The sequence below is a fragment of the Mesorhizobium sp. CU3 genome (assembly GCF_006442965.1).
Lineage (GTDB): Bacteria > Pseudomonadota > Alphaproteobacteria > Rhizobiales > Rhizobiaceae > Mesorhizobium.
In genome coordinates, this window is record NZ_VFWX01000002.1 from 258,299 (window position 1) to 278,900 (window position 20,602).

The 20,602-nt window shown below is 62.1% G+C and carries 23 protein-coding genes; 8 read left to right on the forward strand and 15 right to left on the reverse strand.

What is annotated here, in order from left to right; all coding sequences use genetic code 11:
- Positions 1–4: 4 nt before the first annotated feature.
- A complete protein-coding gene (locus FJ988_RS04695; protein WP_140815595.1) occupies positions 5–922 on the forward strand; it encodes a carbohydrate ABC transporter permease in 918 nt (305 codons plus the stop codon).
- Positions 923–951: 29 nt separating this feature from the next.
- On the opposite strand, the gene FJ988_RS04700 is transcribed toward FJ988_RS04695, so the two are convergent.
- Both FJ988_RS04700 and hxlB read right to left on the reverse strand, forming a co-directional pair.
- Entirely contained in the window at positions 952–1,695 is a 744-nt protein-coding gene (locus FJ988_RS04700; RefSeq protein WP_140815596.1) for a creatininase family protein, read from the reverse strand.
- A gap of 4 nt (positions 1,696–1,699) precedes the next feature.
- Positions 1,700–2,266, reverse strand: coding sequence for a 6-phospho-3-hexuloisomerase (hxlB, locus tag FJ988_RS04705; RefSeq protein WP_140815597.1), 567 nt, complete (start codon positions 2,264–2,266; stop codon positions 1,700–1,702).
- Positions 2,267–2,451: 185 nt separating this feature from the next.
- Between hxlB and FJ988_RS04710 the strand changes: the two genes are divergently transcribed.
- Positions 2,452–3,474, forward strand: coding sequence for an aldo/keto reductase (locus FJ988_RS04710; RefSeq protein ID WP_140815598.1), 1,023 nt, complete (start codon positions 2,452–2,454; stop codon positions 3,472–3,474).
- Between the two features lie 66 nt (positions 3,475–3,540).
- On the opposite strand, the gene hupB is transcribed toward FJ988_RS04710, so the two are convergent.
- The 4 genes from hupB to FJ988_RS04730 form a co-directional block, all read right to left on the reverse strand.
- Positions 3,541–3,813: a DNA-binding protein HupB gene (gene hupB, locus FJ988_RS04715; RefSeq protein WP_027166452.1), complete on the reverse strand. Its 273-nt coding sequence runs from the start codon at positions 3,811–3,813 to the stop codon at positions 3,541–3,543.
- Positions 3,814–4,009: 196 nt separating this feature from the next.
- Positions 4,010–6,421 carry an endopeptidase La gene (lon, locus tag FJ988_RS04720; protein ID WP_140815599.1) on the reverse strand — a complete coding sequence of 804 codons (2,412 nt, stop codon included), beginning with the start codon at positions 6,419–6,421 and terminating at the stop codon, positions 4,010–4,012.
- A 275-nt stretch (positions 6,422–6,696) separates the two neighbouring features.
- Positions 6,697–7,971, reverse strand: coding sequence for an ATP-dependent Clp protease ATP-binding subunit ClpX (clpX, locus tag FJ988_RS04725; protein WP_140815600.1), 1,275 nt, complete (start codon positions 7,969–7,971; stop codon positions 6,697–6,699).
- Positions 7,972–8,265: 294 nt separating this feature from the next.
- A complete protein-coding gene (locus tag FJ988_RS04730) occupies positions 8,266–8,901 on the reverse strand; it encodes an ATP-dependent Clp protease proteolytic subunit (protein ID WP_140815601.1) in 636 nt (211 codons plus the stop codon).
- 257 nt (positions 8,902–9,158) lie between these two features.
- Between FJ988_RS04730 and FJ988_RS04735 the strand changes: the two genes are divergently transcribed.
- Complete coding sequence (locus tag FJ988_RS04735; RefSeq protein ID WP_140815602.1) at positions 9,159–10,202, forward strand: hypothetical protein; 1,044 nt, start codon at positions 9,159–9,161, stop codon at positions 10,200–10,202.
- Positions 10,203–10,368: 166 nt separating this feature from the next.
- The gene (locus FJ988_RS04740) at positions 10,369–10,956 is read left to right on the forward strand and encodes a hypothetical protein (protein WP_140815603.1); all 588 of its coding nucleotides are present in this window, start codon (positions 10,369–10,371) and stop codon (positions 10,954–10,956) included.
- A gap of 69 nt (positions 10,957–11,025) precedes the next feature.
- On the opposite strand, the gene FJ988_RS04745 is transcribed toward FJ988_RS04740, so the two are convergent.
- The 3 genes from FJ988_RS04745 to FJ988_RS04755 form a co-directional block, all read right to left on the reverse strand.
- Positions 11,026–11,229, reverse strand: coding sequence for a DUF3126 family protein (locus FJ988_RS04745; RefSeq protein ID WP_027166457.1), 204 nt, complete (start codon positions 11,227–11,229; stop codon positions 11,026–11,028).
- A 139-nt stretch (positions 11,230–11,368) separates the two neighbouring features.
- Positions 11,369–12,217, reverse strand: a complete 849-nt coding sequence (cysE, locus tag FJ988_RS04750) for a serine O-acetyltransferase (protein WP_140815604.1) — start codon at positions 12,215–12,217, stop codon at positions 11,369–11,371.
- 201 nt (positions 12,218–12,418) lie between these two features.
- Positions 12,419–13,054 carry a VOC family protein gene (locus FJ988_RS04755; protein ID WP_140815605.1) on the reverse strand — a complete coding sequence of 212 codons (636 nt, stop codon included), beginning with the start codon at positions 13,052–13,054 and terminating at the stop codon, positions 12,419–12,421.
- Between the two features lie 149 nt (positions 13,055–13,203).
- Here FJ988_RS04755 and FJ988_RS04760 point away from each other — a divergent pair, with 149 nt between their 5' ends.
- Positions 13,204–13,809 carry a hypothetical protein gene (locus tag FJ988_RS04760; RefSeq protein ID WP_140815606.1) on the forward strand — a complete coding sequence of 202 codons (606 nt, stop codon included), beginning with the start codon at positions 13,204–13,206 and terminating at the stop codon, positions 13,807–13,809.
- Here FJ988_RS04760 and FJ988_RS04765 read toward each other — a convergent pair.
- The 4 genes from FJ988_RS04765 to FJ988_RS04780 form a co-directional block, all read right to left on the reverse strand.
- Positions 13,806–14,306, reverse strand: coding sequence for an N-acetyltransferase (locus FJ988_RS04765; RefSeq protein WP_140815607.1), 501 nt, complete (start codon positions 14,304–14,306; stop codon positions 13,806–13,808). The two genes, FJ988_RS04760 and FJ988_RS04765, sit on opposite strands and share 4 nt — an antisense overlap.
- Positions 14,307–14,329: 23 nt before the next feature.
- Positions 14,330–15,097, reverse strand: coding sequence for an alpha/beta fold hydrolase (locus FJ988_RS04770; RefSeq protein WP_140815857.1), 768 nt, complete (start codon positions 15,095–15,097; stop codon positions 14,330–14,332).
- A 12-nt stretch (positions 15,098–15,109) separates the two neighbouring features.
- Positions 15,110–15,610, reverse strand: coding sequence for a DUF192 domain-containing protein (locus tag FJ988_RS04775; protein ID WP_140815608.1), 501 nt, complete (start codon positions 15,608–15,610; stop codon positions 15,110–15,112).
- 113 nt (positions 15,611–15,723) lie between these two features.
- Complete coding sequence (locus FJ988_RS04780) at positions 15,724–16,317, reverse strand: cold-shock protein (RefSeq protein ID WP_140815609.1); 594 nt, start codon at positions 16,315–16,317, stop codon at positions 15,724–15,726.
- A gap of 257 nt (positions 16,318–16,574) precedes the next feature.
- Here FJ988_RS04780 and FJ988_RS04785 point away from each other — a divergent pair, with 257 nt between their 5' ends.
- Positions 16,575–17,015, forward strand: a complete 441-nt coding sequence (locus FJ988_RS04785; RefSeq protein WP_140815858.1) for a VOC family protein — start codon at positions 16,575–16,577, stop codon at positions 17,013–17,015.
- A gap of 136 nt (positions 17,016–17,151) precedes the next feature.
- A complete protein-coding gene (locus FJ988_RS04790; protein WP_140815610.1) occupies positions 17,152–17,442 on the forward strand; it encodes a DUF2218 domain-containing protein in 291 nt (96 codons plus the stop codon).
- A gap of 10 nt (positions 17,443–17,452) precedes the next feature.
- On the opposite strand, the gene FJ988_RS04795 is transcribed toward FJ988_RS04790, so the two are convergent.
- Positions 17,453–17,998 carry a DUF1697 domain-containing protein gene (locus FJ988_RS04795; protein ID WP_140815611.1) on the reverse strand — a complete coding sequence of 182 codons (546 nt, stop codon included), beginning with the start codon at positions 17,996–17,998 and terminating at the stop codon, positions 17,453–17,455.
- Positions 17,995–19,251, reverse strand: a complete 1,257-nt coding sequence (gene ilvA, locus FJ988_RS04800; protein WP_140815612.1) for a threonine ammonia-lyase IlvA — start codon at positions 19,249–19,251, stop codon at positions 17,995–17,997. Before ilvA ends, FJ988_RS04795 begins: the two co-directional genes overlap by 4 nt.
- A 273-nt stretch (positions 19,252–19,524) precedes the next feature.
- Between ilvA and FJ988_RS04805 the strand changes: the two genes are divergently transcribed.
- The gene (locus FJ988_RS04805; protein WP_246688444.1) at positions 19,525–20,559 is read left to right on the forward strand and encodes an alpha/beta hydrolase; all 1,035 of its coding nucleotides are present in this window, start codon (positions 19,525–19,527) and stop codon (positions 20,557–20,559) included.
- The last annotated feature ends 43 nt before the right edge of the window (positions 20,560–20,602 follow it).

Consider the following 20,602-nt stretch of genomic DNA (forward strand, 5'->3'; position numbering starts at 1 on the left):
CCCCATGAGCGTCCAGACCACCGACTACACCGTCTCCGAAATCCGCTCGCCGGCGGCCTTCATCGCCAGCCGCGTCTTCATCTATGGCGCGCTAGTCTTCTGGGCCTTCGTCTGCCTGTTCCCGATCTACTGGACGATCACCACCTCGTTCAAATCGGCCGTCGACGTCACGCAGGGCCATCTCATTCCTTTCGTCGACTTCGCGCCCGACTGGAAGGGCTGGCGCTCGCTCGGCCTGTCGCCGGATTCGATCTTCCAGACATCGACGGTGCGCGACGAGTTCTTCAAGCGCTTCATGAACTCGGTCATCACCTCGGTCGGCGCATCGGCGCTTGCCATCGTCATCGGCAGCCTCGCCGCCTACGGCCTCGTTCGCTACCGCTACAAATTCGCCTGGTTCAAAAACGAGGACATCTCCTTCTTCTTCCTGTCGCAGCTCATCCTGCCGCCGGTCGTGCTGGCGCTGCCCTTCCTGGTGCTCTACCGGGAAGTCGCGCTGCTCGACACGCGCATCGGGCTTGTGCTGCTTTACACGTTGATGGTGTTGCCGATCGTCATCTGGATCATGCGCGACCAGTTCAACTCCATTCCCGTCGAGCTCGAGGAAGCGGCCCTGGTCGACGGGCTGTCGATCTGGGGCGCCTTTTTCCGCATCGTCATGCCGATCGCGCTGCCCGGCATGGTCGCCGCCTTCATCCTGGCGATGGTGCTGTGCTGGAACGAGTATTTCTTCGCCGCCCTGCTGACATCCACCGACGCGAAAACCATTCCGGTCATGGTGGCGAGCCAGACCGGCTCGCAAGGCATCAACTGGTGGTCGATGGCCGCCCTCGCCACCGCCGCGATCACGCCGCTGGCGATCATCGGCGTCGCGCTCGAACGCTATCTGATCATGGGCATGACGGCCGGCTCTGTGAAGTAACTGCCCCTCTCCTTGTGGAGAAGGCGAAGCTAGGCCTGCAGGATCGACCGCAGATGATCGAGGATCATGGCGACGCCGATCTTGCCGAGCCCCGCCGAGGCTTCCGTGGCACTTTTCGTGTACCAGCCGGTGTTGTCGGCGAAATGCTTCTCGTCAACCGCCTCCGGACATAGCGCCAGCATCAGCGAAGTTTCGCCGATGCCGGCATGATCGAACGGGTATTTGCCGTTCATCGAAGACGGCATCAGCGGATGCACCTGCACCCAGTTGAAGACGTTCTCGCCCTGCGCGTGGCCGGCATAGTAGTCGGCCATGGTGTTCGAACCCCACCAACCCTCGCCGCGTTCCTTTTCGAGGAAACGGAAGATCGCCTGCCGTCCTGCGGTCTTGAAGGCGAGATCGGTCGGCATGCCGGCCGCGAAATTCTCGGTCTGGTGATGGATGATGGCGTGAATGTTGCGAAAGCCGATACGCAGCAGCCCGTAGAACAATTCCTCGGCGAAGGGCGACAACACCGGACCGCCGACCTGCACCGAGCCGCTGCCCTCCGGCCCTGCCACCGCATAGCTCGCCGCACCGTAATAGAAGGGTGGCAGGATGATCAGGTCCCGCTCCTTCTCGATCAGCTCCACCGTCTTGATCACCGCCAGCGTGTCCATGCCGACCGCCATGTGCTCGCCATGGTATTCGAGCACGCCGAGCGGCAGCACGACCGGCCAGTTCTCTTCGATCGCCTTGCGGATCTGGTGCGGCAGCATCAGTTCATAGCGCATGGCCCTACTCCATGTTGGTATGCCGGGCGCGCATGGCTTCCGGCGTGGCATTGGTCAGGGCTTTCAGCTTCAGCACCATGATCTCGAACAACAGGAACAGCGCGCCCTCGAACAGCGATCCCATCGGCAATACCGAGGTGCGGGCCGCGCCCTGGTCGCTGGCCATGGTCTGCGCCGGAATGAGCAGTGTGAAATCGGCGAGCTTCGCGGCACTGCCGCCGGCCTCCGCCGTGATGAGCAGCACCTTCGCGCCAGCCTCGCGGGCGACGCGCATCAGGGTCAGCACCGTCGTGGTCTCGCCCGGCCCGGAACTCGCCAGGAACACGTCGCCCTGCCCCAGCGGCGGCGTTGTCATGTCGCCGACCACCGAGACCGGCATTCCAAGATGATAGAGCCGCATAGCGAAACCCTTGACCTGCAGCGCCTCGCGGCCGCAGCCATAAACCGCGATCCTACCGGCGCCGGCAAGCATATCGCAGGCGGCATCGATGCGGTTTTGGTCGATGCGTGCCATCACGGCGCCGAGCTCATCCAGCGCGGTCGCGAACATCTCCGATCCGGCTTGCGTCATGAAAATCACCAGGGCTGTCGAGGACCGTTCAGGTGCGATGATCTGCCGTCGCGCTTGCCGCGAAAGGCTTGTTTTTGTTCATGCTATCACCGCGAAAATTGCTGTCCAACGCGCGTCGACGCTTTTGCTGGGCCACCAGCGTGATAGTGTCATGTCAGACAAATCAGTCTAGGACATCGTCAGACATGAAGACACGGCATTTCGACCGCATCGGCAATGGCGGCATTACTTTCACCGAGCTCGGCTTCGGCGCCGCGCCGCTCGGTAACCTTTACCGCGCCATCTCCGATGAGGATGCCAACGCAACGCTGGAAGCCGCCTGGACGACCGGCTGTCGCTACTTCGACACCGCGCCGCTCTACGGGCTCGGCCTCTCCGAAACCCGGCTCAATCCGTTCCTGCGCGCCAGGAAACGCGACGATTATGTGCTGTCGAGCAAGGTCGGCCGCCTGATGCGCGTCGCCCCGGCGGACCAGCGCACCGGCATCGGCAAATTCTTCGAGACGCCGTCGCGCCGGGAAGTCTACGACTACTCCTATGACGGTGTCATGCGCTCCTTCGAGGCCTCGCTGGAGCGCCTCGGCGTCGACCGCATCGATATCCTCTTCGTCCACGACGTCGACATCTTTACCCATGGCAGCAAGGAAGCCTCCGAGAGGCGCATCGAGGAGTTCATGGCGTCGGGCTATTACGGGCTGCTGTCGCTGCGCGACCAGGGCGTGATCAAGGCCTTCGGCGGCGGCATCAACGAATGGCAGGTCGCCCAGACGCTGGCCGAGCGCGGCGATTTCGACCTGTTCCTGCTCGCCGGCCGCTACACGCTGCTCGAACAGGAAGCGCTGGAATCCTTCCTGCCGCTCTGCCAGAAGCGCGGCATCGGCATCGTGCTCGGAGGCCCCTACAATTCCGGCGTGCTGGCGACCGGGCCGAAGCCGGGCGCCTTCTACAATTACAACGAGGCGCCGCAGGAGATCCTCGACCGCGTGGCGCGCATCGAGGCTGTCTGCAGGCGCCATGGCGTGCGCCTGATCGAGGCGGCGCTGCAGTTTCCCTTGCAGCACCCTTCGGTGGTTTCGGTGATCCCCGGCGGGCAGCGGCCGGCCGAAGTCGAAAGCAACCGCGCCCTGCTCGATACGAAAATCCCGTCTGCTCTGTGGGTCGACCTCAAGCAGGAAGGCCTGATGCGGGCCGACGCGCCGACAGCATGAGCGATCGACGGTACAAAAAAGAAAAGCCGGGCAAGCCCGGCTTTTCTGATCTTGAAAGAAATGGTCTTAGTTGACCGCGTCCTTGAGGCCCTTGCCGGCCGAGAACTTCGGCACGGTGCGCGCCGGGATCTTCACTTCCGCGCCGGTCTGCGGGTTGCGGCCGGTCGAAGCAGCGCGTTTTGACACGGTGAAATTTCCGAAGCCGACAAGCCGGACATCTCCGCCCTTCTTCAGTTCGCCAGTGATCACGGAGAACACCGCATCGACGGCGGACTGCGCGTCAGCCTTCGAAATGCTTGCGGAGTCGGCGACAGCGGACACCAGTTCGTTCTTGTTCATAAAAATTCCCTTCCATGAGAAAACCGGAACTTACGACTCATCCGGCAGGAAACGGACTTTAGAAAGAAGCGTTCCAGAACCCAAGCCAAAAACCGCGGAATTCCGGGCTTTTTTGCATTTTTTCCTGGCTTTTTCACATGAAAAAGCCGGGCTCGAAGCCCGGCTCTCTCATTGTGCAATGCAATGTTAGAAGATTCTAATGAGCCAACGGCTTGCCGGCTTCGTCGTCGGCATCGACCGAAGCCGGCACATTGACCGGCTCGACCCACTCGATCGGCTCCGGCATCCTGGTCAACGCGTGTGTCAGCACCTCGCCGACCCGCGACACCGGAACGATCTCCATGCCGTTCTTCACATTGTCCGGAATCTCCGCCAGATCCTTGACGTTCTCTTCCGGGATCAGCACCTTCTTGATGCCGCCGCGAAGTGCCGCGAGCAGCTTCTCCTTCAGGCCGCCGATCGGCAGAATGCGGCCGCGCAGCGTTATCTCGCCGGTCATCGCCACATCGGCGCGGATCGGGATACCCGTCAGCACCGACACGATGACCGTGGCCATCGCGGCGCCCGCGGACGGGCCGTCCTTCGGCGTAGCGCCCTCCGGCAAGTGGACATGGATATCGCGCTTGTCGAAGAGCGGCGGCTCGATGCCGAAATCGAGCGCCCGTGAGCGGACATAGGAGGCCGCCGCCGAGATCGATTCCTTCATCACGTCGCGCAAATTGCCGGTCACCGTCATGCGGCCCTTGCCGGGCATCATGACGCCTTCGACCGTCAGCAACTCGCCGCCGACTTCCGTCCAGGCAAGACCGGTGACCACGCCGACCTGATCGTCAGCCTCGACCTGACCGAAGCGGAAGCGCGGCACGCCGAGATAATCGGCGAGGTTGGCCGCCGTGATCTTCACCGTCTTCTTCTTCGTCCGCAGGATTTCGGTCACCGCCTTGCGGCCGAGCTTCATCAGCTCGCGCTCAAGGCTGCGCACGCCGGCTTCCCGCGTGTAGGTCTGGATGATGCCGCGGATCGCGTCCTCGCCGACCCAGAATTCGTTCGGCTGCAAGGCGTGGTCGCGGATCACCTTCGGCATCAGGTGCCGCTTGGCGATCTCGATCTTCTCGTCCTCGGTGTAGCCGGCGATACGGATGATCTCCATGCGGTCCATCAAGGGCGCAGGGATGTTCAGCGTGTTCGCCGTCGTCACGAACATCACGCTCGACAAGTCGTATTCGACCTCGAGGTAATGGTCCATGAACGTCGAGTTCTGCTCCGGATCGAGCACCTCGAGCAGGGCCGAAGACGGATCGCCGCGGAAGTCCTGGCCCATCTTGTCGATCTCGTCGAGCAGGAAGAGCGGGTTGGACTTCTTGGCCTTCTTCATCGACTGGATGACCTTGCCGGGCATCGAGCCGATATAGGTCCGGCGGTGGCCGCGGATCTCGGCCTCGTCGCGCACGCCGCCGAGCGCCATGCGGATGAACTCACGTCCAGTCGCCTTGGCGATCGACTTGCCGAGCGAGGTCTTGCCGACGCCGGGCGGGCCGACGAGGCACAGGATCGGCCCCTTCAGCTTCTTCTGGCGGCTCTGCACGGCGAGATACTCGACGATGCGCTCCTTGACCTTTTCGAGGCCGAAATGGTCGGTGTCGAGCACGTTCTGGGCGAAGGCCAGGTCCTGCTTGACCTTGGAGTTCTTGCCCCACGGGATCGACAAGAGCCAGTCGAGATAGTTGCGCACGACAGTCGATTCAGCCGACATCGGCGACATCGAACGCAGCTTCTTCAGTTCGGCTTCCGCCTTCTCGCGGGCCTCCTTGGAGAGCTTGGTCTTCTTGATGCGCGCCTCGATCTCGGCGGCCTCGTCGCGGCCGTCCTCGCCCTCGCCGAGCTCCTTCTGGATCGCCTTCATCTGCTCGTTGAGGTAGTACTCGCGCTGCGTCTTCTCCATCTGGCGCTTGACGCGCGAGCGGATGCGCTTCTCCACCTGGAGCACGGAGATCTCGGCTTCCATGAAGCCCATAGCCTTCTCCAGACGCTCCTTGACGGAAAGCGTGGCGAGCATCTCCTGCTTCTCGGGGATCTTGATGGCGAGGTGCGAGGCAACCGTGTCGGCGAGCTTGGAATAGTCGTCGATCTGGCTGGCAGCGCCGACCACTTCGGGCGAAATCTTCTTGTTCAGCTTGACGTAATTCTCGAAGTCGGTGACGACCGAGCGGGCAAGCGCCTCGATCTCGACCTCTTCCTCTTCCGGCTCGGCGAGCGCCGTGGCGCGGGCCTCGTGGAAATCGGCGCGGTCGGTGAACGAGACGATCTTGGCGCGCGAGGCGCCTTCGACCAGCACCTTCACGGTGCCGTCGGGAAGCTTCAAGAGCTGCAGCACATTGGCGAGCGTGCCGATGTCGAAGATCGCATCGGGTTCGGGGTCGTCGTCGGCTGCGTTCATCTGGGTGGCGAGCAGGATCTGCTTTTCCTGACCCATCACCTCTTCCAGCGCCTTGATCGACTTTTCACGGCCCACGAAGAGCGGAACGATCATATGCGGGAACACGACGATATCGCGCAGTGGGAGGACCGCGAAAACGCCGTCGCCGGAAGCCTTTGATATCTTGGCCATAGTCCAACCTTTCATGTCGCGGCCGCTTATTTTAGCCAACCGCGAATCTCATATTAACGACCGAGCGTCGTTCCGCCTACCACCGTTTGTGACGGGAGTTTTACAGCACAGAATTCGGCGCCACGGCCTTCTGCTGTTAGGTGGATGCATCGGGGGCAAAGATCAAGGGTTAACACGGTCGCCAGACCCCTTCCATCGCATATCCCCGCGCCGCCGACAGCAAAACGGCGCCACGCGGGCGCCGTTCCATGAAAATTGCGGGATCGAGCTCCATTTCAGGCGCTGACCGAGCCCTTCTTTTCCTTCTGCTCGGAATAGATGTAGAGCGGCCGGGCGTTGCCGGAGACCACCTCTTCCGAAATCACCACTTCGCGCACGCCTTCCAGCGCCGGCAGTTCGAACATGGTGTCGAGCAGGATCGCCTCCATGATGGAGCGCAGGCCGCGCGCGCCGGTCTTGCGCTCGATGGCGCGCTTGGCGATGGCCGACAGCGCATTCTCGTGGAAGGTCAGGTCGACATTTTCCATCTCGAACAACCGCTGATACTGCTTGACCAGCGCGTTCTTCGGTTCGGTCAGGATCTGGATCAGCGCCGGCTCGTCGAGGTCCTCCAGCGTCGCCAGCACCGGCAGACGGCCGACGAATTCCGGGATCAGGCCGAATTTCAGCAGATCCTCGGGCTCGACCTGGCGGAACAGGTCGCCGGTGCGCCTGTCCTCGGGCGAAGCCACCGTCGCGCCGAAGCCGATCGAGGTCTTGCGGCCGCGGTCCGAGATGATCTTGTCCAGCCCGGCGAAGGCGCCGCCGCAGATGAACAGGATGTTGGCGGTGTCGACCTGCAGGAATTCCTGCTGCGGATGCTTGCGGCCACCCTGCGGCGGTACCGAAGCGACCGTGCCTTCCATGATCTTCAGAAGCGCCTGCTGCACGCCCTCGCCCGACACGTCGCGGGTGATCGAGGGATTGTCCGACTTGCGCGAGATCTTGTCGATTTCGTCGATATAGACGATGCCGCGCTGGGCGCGCTCCACATTGTAGTCGGCCGACTGCAACAGCTTCAGGATGATGTTCTCGACGTCCTCGCCGACATAGCCGGCCTCGGTCAGCGTCGTGGCGTCGGCCATGGTGAACGGCACGTCGATGATGCGGGCGAGCGTCTGGGCAAGCAGCGTCTTGCCGCAGCCGGTCGGGCCGATCAGAAGGATGTTCGACTTCGCCAGCTCGACATCGTTGTTCTTGCCGGCATGCGCGAGGCGCTTGTAGTGGTTGTGGACCGCAACCGAGAGTACGCGCTTGGCGTAGGGCTGGCCGATCACGTAGTCGTCGAGAACTTTCAGGATCTCCTGCGGTGTCGGCACGCCCTCGCGCGACTTCACCATCGAGGTTTTGTTTTCCTCGCGGATGATGTCCATGCACAGTTCGACGCATTCGTCGCAGATGAAGACTGTCGGGCCCGCGATCAGCTTGCGGACCTCATGCTGGCTTTTGCCGCAAAACGAGCAGTAAAGCGTGTTCTTTGAATCACCGCCGCCGTTGCTGACCTTGCTCATTTTCTCGTCCTTTCACCCGACGCCCGCCGATGGCCTGGCTTTTTGAGTGGCGTCTCACCAATCTATCGCAGGAATCCGCCGCCGCCAGTGTTCCGGCTCACACTGCGCCTTCCGTACCAAACACGAAATCAGAAAACGCGGCAATGATTCGCAGCTACCCCCACGCAAAGCTAAGCCGTCGAAAATCAACATAGCCTTAACGTAGGCAATCGCAACGCCTGAGGGAACAGCCAATTGTGGCCGAAATGCCGCAAGCCAGGCCAAAAGCGCGTTATACCAGCGACCAGCCGCCAATCAGGTCTGGGCGGCGGCGGGCTCGGCGGCCTCGCGGCTCGAGATCACCTTGTCGATCAGGCCGAATTCCTTGGCTTCGTCGGCCGTCATGAAATGATCGCGGTCGAGCGTGCGCTCGATCTCGTCATAGCTCTTGCCGGTGTGCTTGACATAGACCTCGTTCAGGCGGCGCTTCAGCTTGACGATGTCCATGGCGTGGCGCTCGATATCCGAGGCCTGGCCCTGGAAACCGCCGGACGGCTGGTGAACCATGATGCGGGCGTTCGGCGTCGCAAAGCGCATGTCCTTGTGGCCAGCGCACAAAAGCAGCGAGCCCATCGAAGCGGCCTGGCCGATGCAGAGCGTCGACACCGCCGGCTTGATGAACTGCATGGTGTCGTAGATAGCCATGCCCGAGGTCACCACGCCACCCGGCGAGTTGATGTAGAGGTTGATCTCCTTCTTGGGGTTCTCAGCCTCGAGGAACAAAAGCTGTGCACAAACCAGCGTCGCCATCCCGTCCTCGACCGGACCGGTGATGAAGATGATGCGTTCCTTCAACAGGCGCGAGAAGATGTCGTAGGCGCGCTCGCCGCGGTTGGTCTGCTCGACCACCATCGGAACGAGGTTCATGTAGGTTTCAACGGGGTTCTTCATGGACAGCCCTTGTTGGAGATGGGATTCCGGCGGCGTGGTGGCAATCAAGCGGAATCGTTCTGGATCGGTTATGACCTAAATAGGATGCCGGCTCACCCTAGCGCAAGGCCGCCTCTCCTAGCCACCTGGTTAAGTGGAATCAAGCGCTGCTAGGGATGGAATACGGTGCCCGAACAGCGGCCTCCCCGTACGTCGGTGTTAAGTGCCAGTTGCCTGCAACCTTCTGAATGTCTTAGAAATGATACAGGGGGTGGAGAATGGAAGATAGCAGTGACGCCAATCAAGAACGATGGGAACGAGAGGACACTTGGCAAAGTCTGGCAATCGCGACTGCCGTCATATTGCTGACCGGCTTCTTAGCGGCCAGTATTTGGGTCATCGTTGCTCCGGACGATGCTGATCGGCTGATGCGGGTGCAAATTTCGGCACCGTTTGGCGTATTTGGCGGAGCAGTCGTGTCCTTCTGCACTATTGTTTGGCGTGGAAGAATTTCTAAACGTCAGGCCGACGCTCAACTCAAGGCTACCAATCTTCAACGGGAACAGATCGACAAACTCGCCCTTCAGATCGCCGCTACGGAAGAGAACAATCTGGCCGATCTCCTTCAACGAGGTGCGGAACTCATAGGCGAAAGCGGCAAGAAATCCCACGTCGCCGCCGGTATCGCCATCCTCCAATCTGTTGCCGAAGCGCCAAATGCCAAGTTCGCGGCGCGGGCAATGGATCTTTTGGCTGACTACGTTCAAGACGGCTACGAGTACGGCGAGCCAAATAATCTAGTCGCCGCGGCCATGTCTGCATTGTCACAAGGTTCGCGACTTGACCGATTCGCCAATCGAAGACTTACCTTCGACGCGAGAGCTCTGCACTCAAGTCGAATTGACGAAGGATGGGTAATTATAATCGGAGCCATTGCCGTTCGATACATCGGAGGAAAATTCGACCACTTTGACGAAACCGCACTTTCTGAAAGCAAGACAAGATTTTCATTCAGCGAAACGGCGTTTGAGGATTGCACAATTGATTTAGCAAAATTTGGATACAGCAAATGCAATTTTGTTCAGTGCGAGATCACTTCCTGCAGCGCTTCAAACATAAAGCGTAATGATTTCGATACATGCGATTTTTCTGGAAGCAAAGTGCTCAACACTAACTCTTTTCCAGATTTACGACCCAATGGAAATTATTACTTCTCTGAATCCCCTCCCATCGCAAGGCGAAAATTCGAGTGGTCTCGTGTGCTCAACGTAGTGAGCGATGATAATAGCGATCCTCAGGAGGTAGAGGCTAGCTCTAGCTAGAGCCTCATATTCTATAATCGCCATCGGGATGCGATACTGGTAGGTCTCGGTTTAGCAATTCCTTAACCGCGCCGCTTAACGAAAAGCCCCGAAATCCCTGTCCGCCCGCGGACCTTCGGCTACACTCCTGCGTTGAACAGACGTCCTTTTTCAACGGGGGAATGTCATGATCCGCAAAATCTCCGCTTCGCTCGCAGCCATCGCGATGCTTGCCACCATGCCCGAAACCATGGCCGGCAGCCGCGCGCTCGAATGCTATGAGCCGGTCCGCAGACCGGCACTCTACGACACCGTCTACGAGGACGTGATGCTGAGCCCCGGCGGCCAGGTGGTCGATTACGACGCGCCGATCTATGGAGCCTATCAGAGCGTCGAGCAGATCGCGCCGCGGCGTGTCACCTATGAGACCGTACCGGCGGTAACCCGAACGATCTACCACACGGTCAAGGTGGATAATGGCGGCTATGCCTGGGAATGGCGCGTCATCCATGGCCGCAAGGTGCTCTGCAAGGTGTGGCGCAAGGCCCGCTACGCGCGCGTCGCCGAAATCGTCGTGGTCAGGCCGGAGCGCGTGCGCCGCGTCGTCCAGCCGGCGGAATATGAAAGCGTCGCCCGTGAAGTGCTGGTGCGGCCTGAGCAGGTCCGGATCCGCGAAATCCCGCCTTCATACGGGACGGTGGCGCGCCGGGTGGTGGTGCGGGAAGGGTCGACGAGCTGGCGGCGGGTACATATCCCGCGGCATTGCCCGGACTAGGCGATATTCGCCCCAAGGTCGTAAACGGCCGGGCGGCGATAGGCACGCCCGGACGGAACCGATGCACGATTAGGCCAGATCGATGTCGAGGATCGCCATCGAGAAGTTGTAATCGCCGTCGTCCTCGTCCTTGAAGACGATGCCGAGGAATTCGTCGCCGACATAGACCTCGGCCGAGTCTTCCTTGCGCGGGCGCGCCTTGACCTGCAGCTTCGGGTTCTGGAAGACGCGCTTGAAATAGGCGTCCAGCTTTCTGATTTCGTCGGGCTTCAAAAGACTTCTCCGTTCGATGGAACGCGCTTCTGACACGCCAACAATGGCCATGTAAAGGCAAGCGGGCAGGATAGCACGGGAGAACCGCGAAGCGGAACCGGCGGCCCGTTCGGCCGCCGCAATTCCAGTGACGGCTCGATCAGATGTCGAAGCTGACGACGTGGTCCATGCTCTGCGAGGGCAGAAGCTGGTCCATCTGCCGCGAAGGCTGGTCGCAGCCCGTCTCGCCGACGACTCGCGCCGGCACGCCGGCGACCGTCTTGTTGTGCGGCACGGGCGAAAGCACGACCGAGCCCGCCGCGATCTTCGAGCAATGGCCGACCTCGATATTGCCGAGGATCTTGGCGCCGGCGCCGATCAGCACGCCGCGGCGGATTTTTGGATGACGGTCGCCATTGGCCTTGCCGGTGCCGCCCAGCGTCACGCCGTGCAGGATCGACACATCGTCCTCGATCACCGCCGTCTCGCCGACTACGAGGCCGGTGGCGTGGTCGATAAAGATGCCCTTGCCGATGCGCGCGGCCGGATTGATGTCGGTCTGGAACACCGAGGACGACCGGCTCTGCAGGTAGAGCGCGAAGTCCCGGCGGCCCTGGTTCCACAGCCAATGCGCCAGACGATGCGTCTGGATGGCGTGAAAACCCTTGAAATAGAGCACCGGCATGATGAAGCGGTCGCAGGCCGGGTCGCGATCGTAATAGGCCTGGATGTCGACGCGCACCGTCGTGCTCCAGTCCGGATCGTCGTCGAGCATCGCCTTGAAGGTCTGGCGGATGAGGTCTGAACCGATGTCCTGGTGATCGAGGCGCTCAGCCAACCGGTGGATGACCGTTTCCTCCAGGCTCTCCTGGTTGAGGACGGTCGAATAGAGGAAGGCCGCAAGCAGCGGATCGCGGTTCACTGCTTCCATCGCCTCGTCGCGGATCGAGCGCCAGATCGGGTCGACCGGCTGCACCGTGCTGGGGCGGGCAATCGTAACGCTGTTCATCGACGCTCTCCGGCCTTGCTCATTCTCCGGCGGCACATATAGGCCAGATCATAGCACGGTTGAACTCAATTTTCCTTAAGTAGCTGTTCAAATGGACATGGTTCACGCGAATTCAAGCCGCGATGGAAAACGAACCCTTGATCGGGGACAGGCGCCGAAACGACGCCCATCCGAGGAAAACGGCCGCGATTGCCGTCGAAGTCAGGTCGGCAACGCCGCGCCGGCGTGCTCGGCAACCATGTATTCGGCGTACCAGTCGGGCCAATTCGTGTCGTACTGGCCGCCGGTTCGCTTCTCGTGTTCGCCATGGGCGGCGGCCGCCCGCCGAAGTGCCGCGGCAAGCTCGGCCGACGACGCGAACACCGTGTCGCGCGCATCGATGCGCCCGGGCAGTCGCTGGGTGATCTCCTGCAGCAGCCAGCCATTGCCGTCGGGGTCGCTGAAAGTGACGAATGACGAATAGCTTTGCCCTTGCGGATGCCGGCCGCTGACCGCCGGCTGTCCAGGACCGTTGCGATGGAACACCTCGCTCGCCGCGACGCCGCGCGCAACCAGCTCGGCATGCGCCGCCTCGATGTCGTAAACGATGAGATAGAGCACTTTGGCCGAGCCGGGCGCCGCCGGCGTCAGCCCTTTGCCGAAATGGATCGAGCATGGCGAGCCGGGTGGCGTGAACTGCACGACCCGAAACGCATCGCCGACGACGAAATCGGCGTCGAGCCGCCATCCGAGGCCTGCATAGAAATTCTTCGACCGGTCGACATCCGACACGGGGATGACGACAGCCTCCAGCTTCATGTCGATCGTGCCTAATTTCGCCTTTTCGGTGCTGGTCATGCCAAACTCCTCCGGTTTGAGTGACGAGGCAGCTTCCGGCGGTGATGCCGTCTGGTCAACCGGTTTGCCGATGCCGGCTGGCCTTTACGGCGAGCCTGGGCGACAGTCCCCCTGCCGCGCGCCATGCGTCGCCCCGTGAAAGGTCCGCCATGCAAGAAGCCTTGATCGACGAAGCGCTGAAGGGCGAGCTCTCCGAGCTCTACCAGGCCGAGGATCGGCACTACCACAGCCTCGCCCACATCCAGGCCATGCTGGCACTGGCTGACGAATACCGGAGCCTGCTCGATGACCCGGGCGCCGTCGAGGCAGCCATCTGGTTCCACGATGCCATCTATGACAGCCGCGCCAAGGACAATGAGGCGAAAAGCGCCGAACTGGCCCAAAAACGACTGGCCGGCCGCGCCGATCCCCACCGCCTCGAGCGTATTACAGCCATGATCAACGCCACCGCCACGCACCAACTGCCGCCTTTTCGCGACGAGGATGCGCTCAACGACGCAGCCTTCCTGCTCGACATGGATTTGGCGATCCTCGGCGCCGAACCCGCGGCGTTCGATGCTTACGAGAAGGCGGTCCGGCTGGAATATGGCTGGGTGGAGGAGCCGATGTGGCGCGCCGGCCGCGCGGCGGTCCTGCAGAATTTCATCGCCCGGCCACATATCTTCTACACCGACGAGTTCCGGCGGCGTTTCGAGCCTCGGGCAAGGCAGAATTTAGAGCGCTCGCTTGCAGCGCTGCAGCCCGACAAAGCCTAAACCGGAAAAGTCTCCATCCGCCGCGCATAGGCTCTGAATCCCGCGCGCTCATAGACCGATTGAGCGGCCGGATGGTCATGCGTATCGGTGTGAAGCCAGATCCGTTCCGGCCGGTGCGACCACGCTGCGCTGAGCGACCGGTCGAGCAGGAACGGCCCAAGTCGGCGTCCTTGAAAGGCCGGGACCAGCCCGAAATGCACGAGTTCGACGGCCGGCTGGCCGACATTGTTGAACTCGCAGAAGCCAGCGGCTTCGCCGCCGACGCGCAGCACGTGGATATGCGTGGCGTCGCCGGCAAGCAGTGTTTCCAGCTCCGCCTTGGGCATGCGCAGACGCTGGTCCCACTGCACCGGTCCGCCGACGGCACGGTAGAGGTCGACATAGCTCGAAAGATCGAGCTTCTCGCACGCAACGACAGCGTCAGGCACAGGCGCTGCGAGCGGCGCGCCAGACGGCGGCGCGAGCATCTCCATATAAGTGACCAGAAGATCGACCATGATCGAACGCGCCCGCCCTGCGCTCAGAGCGGGTTTTCGGCGTAGAATTCCAGCACGCGCTGCTTAAAACTCTTGTCGCCGACGGCGAGCATGTGGTCGCGGCCCTCGATGTGGAAGGCTTTGGCGTTCGGCATCAGCGCGGCCAACTCGTCCGGCGAGCCGCCGATGTCGTCCTTGGTGCCGACAGCGATCAGCGTCGGCTGGGCGATGCGGGCCATGTCGTCCTCGCTGAGCAGTTCGCGCGAGGTGGCGATGCAGGCCGCGAGCGCGCGCCGGTCGCTGCGCGTCTGGTCGGCGAAGGCGCGGAACGAGCGGCCGCGCGGATGCGTGGTTTGCGCGGGGTCTTCCGCCAAAAGCGCGGCGGCGATCGGATCCCAGTCGCCGACGCCGTCGACCATGCCGATGCCGAGGCCGCCGAACACCAGCGTCGCTACCTTCTGCGGATCTGACAATGCCAGGAAAGCCGAGACGCGCGCGCCCATCGAATAGCCCATGACATGCGCCCGCTCGATGCCGAGATGGTCGAGCAAAGCCGAGGCGTCTGACGCCATCTTGGCCGGCGTATAGTCGGCCTCGTCATAGCTCTTCGACGACGAGCCGTGGCCACGATGGTCGAAGGCGATCGCCCAGTAGCCGGCATCGTTCAGCGTCTTGAACCAGCCGGGCGACACCCAGTTGACATAGTGGCTCGACGCAAAGCCGTGGATCATCAACACCGGGTCGCCCTGCCCCGATGCCGGCTGGCGGTCGAGAAAGGCAAGCTCGAAGCCGTCATGCGAGAGGAACTGCATCGCCAAAAAAACTCAGTTGGAACCGGATGCGGCGACGATCGCCGGATGGCGCAGCTGATCGCCCTCCTCGATGCCGTCCTTGGCGGCGATACCGGCCTTGAGCTCGAGCACGTATTTGACGATCGTGCCCGGCGCGATGATTGCTTCGGATTCCGGCTCGCCGCGCCGGATCGCATTGATCCTGCCGTCCGCGCCGATGAAGACGATGTCGAGCGGCATCGGCGTGTTCTTCATCCAGAAAGCCACTTGGTCGGCCTTGTCGAAGACGAACAGCATGCCGTGATCGTCCGCCATGCTTTGGCGAAACATAAGGCCCGCCTCGCGCTCGGCGGATGTATCGGCGATTTCAATCGAGAAGGAACGTTCGCCGGAACCGGTCGCCACAACCAGCCGCGCCGGATCTACCGGCAGCAGCATCGCATCCGCCGCGCTTGGTCTCAGGCCGCTGAAATAGGCGGCGAAAACAATCGCCACGCAAAGCGCGCCTGTAGTCAACCAGTTGCGGTAAGCCATGTGATACCTCGTGCAAGCTCGTCCTAAACCATGTTCCTCGGGAGTGGAACCGGGTTTTCGGACAAGACGATGCCGCCAGCGCAAAAGGCCTTTCCGACCGTTCTGGAAAGACCTCAGTGCGAGACCGACAAGGTACCCATATCGGGGTGGATTTCGGCCGCCATAAGGCCTTTGTCGCCGCGCCCGAAACGCACCAGCACGACCTGGCCGGGCCTGAGCTCGGTGATGCCGTAGCGTCGCAGCGTCTCCATATGGACGAAGATGTCCTCCGTGCCGTCGCCCCGGGTCAGGAAGCCGAAACCTTTGGTGCGGTTGAACCACTTGACCAGCGCGCGTTCGAGGCCGCTCTCGGCGGTCACGGTCACATGCGTGCGCTGCTCCTGCTCCGCCGGATGAATGGCGGTCGAGGCGTCCATCGACAGAACGCGGAAGGCCTGCAGGCCGCGTTCGCCCTGCTTGACGAGACAAACCACGCGTGCACCCTCGAGCGCCGTCTGGAAGCCGTCCCGTCGAAGACAAGTCACATGGAGGAGAATGTCACCCGAGACGCCGTCATCGGGAAGAATGAAACCGTAGCCCTTGGCCACGTCGAACCATTTGATAGCGCCTGCGATTTCGACAAGGTCGGCCGAGTCGCCGCCGCTGTCCTTCTGCAAGGCGTCGTCAAGGCTTCCGTCCCGCCTCGTGAAAGAGGCTTTTTCCCCCATAAGAATGCCCCCTTTTTCAACTAAAACCGCAACTGATTCTTGGCTTCAGCTTAACACTGCGGCTTCCGGGGTGTGCAAGGCCTGACGTGCCTTTTTTCACCGTTGATCACCGGAAACACGGAAAAGTTGTTTGCCGGCACTGTCTCGCCAGGATTGACCGGGTCGAAATCCACCGCTCCGCCGGCATTGTCGCACGATTGCCCTTTCGCGAGGCGGCTCCTATGGTGCGCCGCAATCCAACCTCCGAGGAAGCCGTCATGCGCTATCTGCACACAATGGTCCGCGTCGCCAATGTCGAGCAATCGCTCGATTTCTACTGCAACAAGCTCGGCCTCAAGGAAGTGCGCCGCTACGAGAACGAGCAGGGCCGCTACACGCTGATCTTCCTCGCCGCCTCGGAAGACGAAAAGAGCGGCATCGACGACAAGGCGCCGTTGGTCGAGCTGACCTACAACTGGGATCCGGAAGACTACAAGGGCGGCCGCAATTTCGGCCACCTCGCCTATGAGGTCGACGACATCTACGCCACCTGCCAGAAGCTGATGGACAATGGCGTCACCATCAACCGGCCGCCGCGCGACGGCAACATGGCCTTCATCCGCTCGCCGGATGGCATCTCGATCGAGTTGCTGCAGAAAGGCCCGGCCCAGGCCAAGGCCGAACCCTGGGCCTCGATGCCGAACACGGGCGCCTGGTAGCGATCACACCATCTTGAAGCGAGGCGGCCGGGGTAAAAGCCGGCCGCCTTTGCGTTTTGAACAAAGCCACCTATCTAAGCGGTCATCGCGCCCAGCCGACAGCCAGCGCTCCAAGCGATCCCAGGAGAACTTCTTCATGCCCTCAAGCCGCGCCGATGTCGCCACCGAACACGCCAGCCGCTACCTGCAGCAGCTCTGCAAGCACTGGGCACACAAATTCCCCGTCGAGTTCGACCCGCAGCACGGCACCATCGAGCTGACATCGTTGGGCCGCACCGTCATGGATGCCGATGCCACCACGCTACACATCGCGGTCGCCGCCAATGATGCCGCCTCGCTCGAACGGCTGGAGACGGTCGTCGCCGACCACATCAAGCGCTTCGCCTTCCGCGAGGAACTGACCTTCGACTGGCAGAAGGCCGCCTGAACGGACCTCGTCAGGCCTTCGAGGCCATTTCGAGCAAGGCAAGCACGCTGCGCCAGTTGCGCGCCGTACCCGGCACTTTGAGCGTGCGCGGGATGAGATTGGCGAACACCGATTTGCCGAGCCCGTCCGGCGCATGCAAATAAAGCACGTCGCCCTTGATCTCGAAGCGTTCGGGGCCGGTGCATTTGTCCGCCAGGCGCTTTTCCTCCTCGGCCGTCGGCTCGCGCTCCAGCGCATAGGCATGCAGCTTGGTCGGCTCGCCGGCGACTTCCGGATAGGGATTGTCCTTCACCAGCCGCTTGAACCAGCCCGCATCGCGCACCATGATGCGCGAAGCAAAACCCCACTTCTGCTCGAAGGCCGCTTCCAGCTCCGCGGTCAGCGCGGCCGCGTCGCCCTTCTCCGCTCGGAACACGACATTGCCGCTCTGCACATAGGTCGCGACATCGCTGAAGCCGAGGCTTTCGAAGAACGACTTCAGCTCCGCCATCTTGACCATGCGGTTGCCGCCGACATTGATGCCGGAAAACAGCGCCACGAAGACCTTCGCGCTCATATGATGAACCCGGCCAGCGTCTCGTTGTCCGTGATGTCCTGATACTGCACGCCCTCGGCGTCGAAATTAGCTTTCAAGAGATCGAAATTACGCCGGTCCTTGGTCTCGATGCCGATCAGCACCGAGCCGAAATTACGTGCCGACTTTTTAAGATATTCGAAGCGGGCGATGTCGTCGTCGGGGCCGAGCATCTCGAGGAAGTCACGCAGCGCCCCCGGACGCTGCGGAAAGCGGATGATGAAGTATTTCTTCAGTCCTTCGAAGCGCAGCGCCCGCTCCTTCACGTCGGGCAGCCGCTCGAAGTCGAAATTGCCGCCCGAGACGACGGCGACGATGGTCTTGCCCCTGATCTCCTTGCGTGAGAAATCCTTGAGCGCGTCGATGGCCAGCGCGCCTGCCGGCTCCAGCACCACGCCCTCGACATTGAGCATCTCGATCATGGTGGCGCAGAGCCGGTTCTCGGGGATGAGCCGGACAGCGTCGGCGGTGAACTCCCTGAGATAGGGCAACGGCTCGCGGCCGATCTCGGCCACCGCCGCGCCGTCGACGAAATTGTCGACCTTGGCGAGCTTGACGCGCTTGCCGCTCGCCAGGCTCTCGCGCAGGCTTGGCGCGCCTGCCGGCTCGCAAAAGACGAAGCGCGCGTCGCGATGCTGGTCGGCGAAATAATGCGTGACGCCGGCGGCTAGCCCGCCACCGCCGACCGGCAGCATGACGATGTCGGGCATGCGCCCGCCCGGCATCTGAGCGGCGATCTCATAAGCGACCGTCGCCTGGCCCTCGATGATGTCCTTGTGGTCGAAGGGCGGCACCATATGCGCGCCCGAACTCTCGGTGAATTCGAAGGCGGCGCGGTAGCAATCGTCGAAGAAGTCGCCGACCAGCCTGATCTCGACGAAATCGCCGCCGAACAGCCGCGTCTTATCGATCTTCTGCTGCGGCGTCGTCACCGGCATGAAGACGACGCCCTTCTTGCCGAAATGCCGGCAGACGAAGGCAAAGCCCTGCGCGTGATTGCCGGCGGAGGCGCAGACGAACAGCTCGGCATTGTTGCCGGCGGCGAGCGCCTTGCGGAAGAAATTGAAGGCGCCGCGGATCTTGTAGGAGCGCACCGGCGTCAAATCCTCGCGCTTCAAAAGGATGCGGGCGCCGGTCTTCTTCGACAGATAGTCGTTCTCCTGCAGCGGCGTTTCCGGGAAAATCCCGCGGATTGCCTCGGCGGCGGCCGCAACCCGGGCGGAGAAGCTGGTCACTGTAAGGTCCTCATTTCGTTCTTGGGCGGCATGCGCCCCGATCCTGTACGCCGGCTTCGCCGACGATAGGCCTTCCTGACGCCGTTTTGGCTTTCGCGCAACAGTGGCGCCGCCGATGCCGCGATCGGACCGGATTTTCTCCGGACACGACTTACTTTAGCCGCACTTGGCCTGTCGGGGAGGTTTCCGCGGAGGTGGATGGCCGATCGTGGCCGGAGTGGATTTGTCGACGTGCATTTGAAGACGTTTTTGATCATTGCCCTTTCCCTGCTGATGGCGGGCTGCGCGGGCCATAAGACGCAGGAGATCCTTGGCAGTGTCGTCGTGCCGACGCAGGCGACGGAGATCGCCGGCAACCACTCGATCTTCATCGCCACCACGCGTAAGGCTTCAAACGATCCGAACAAGGTGTTCGACGGGGAACGCTCGGCGACCCTCAACTACGCCCGCGTCAGCGTCACTGTGCCGCCGATCCACCAGACGGGCCAGATCGAACGGCGCTCGCGCGGCAAGTCGGACGACCCGACCAAATACTTCATGGCCTCCGAAATGGTCGGCTATGACACGCAGCCGAAATTCGCCAGCGCGCTCAATGCCGATATCGCCGCCCGCGGCGGCCGCGTCATGGTTTTCGTGCATGGCTACAACACCGGTTTCGACGACGCCGTCTACCGGCTGACGCAGATCGTGCATGATTCCGGCTATCCGGGCACGCCGGTGCTGTTCTCCTGGGCCTCGGGCGCCAAGACCACCGACTATGTCTACGACAAGGAAAGCGCCGCCGCCGCCCGCGACCAGCTCGAGGTGACGCTGCGCATGCTCGCCCAGACCGGTGCGCGGCGCATCGATATCGTCGCCCATTCGATGGGCACCTGGGTGACGATGGAGACGCTGCGCCAGCTCGCCATCACCGGCGACCGCGACTTGAGCGGCAAGCTCGGCGACGTGGTGCTGGCCTCGCCCGACATCGACGTCGACGTCTTCAAGAGCCAGATGCGCCGCTACGGCAAGCCGGACAAGCCGTTCATCCTGCTTCTGTCGGACGATGACCGGGCGCTCAGGCTGTCCGGCCTGATCGCCGGCTCGCGGCCGCGTGTCGGCGACTACAGGGACGCCGCCGACCTCGCCTCCTACGGCGTGACGGTCGTCGATCTCTCCAAGGTCAAGGGCACCGACAGCTTCAACCACACCAAATTCGCCGACAACCCGATGATGGTGCAGATGATTGGACAGCGGCTGCGCGAGGACGACGGCTTTGCCAGCGACCGTGACGTGACCGACCGCATCCGCCAGCTCGCCGGTCAGTAACGCGGTTGCGCGTTGCCGACCTGCATCTACTTAGAACTGGACC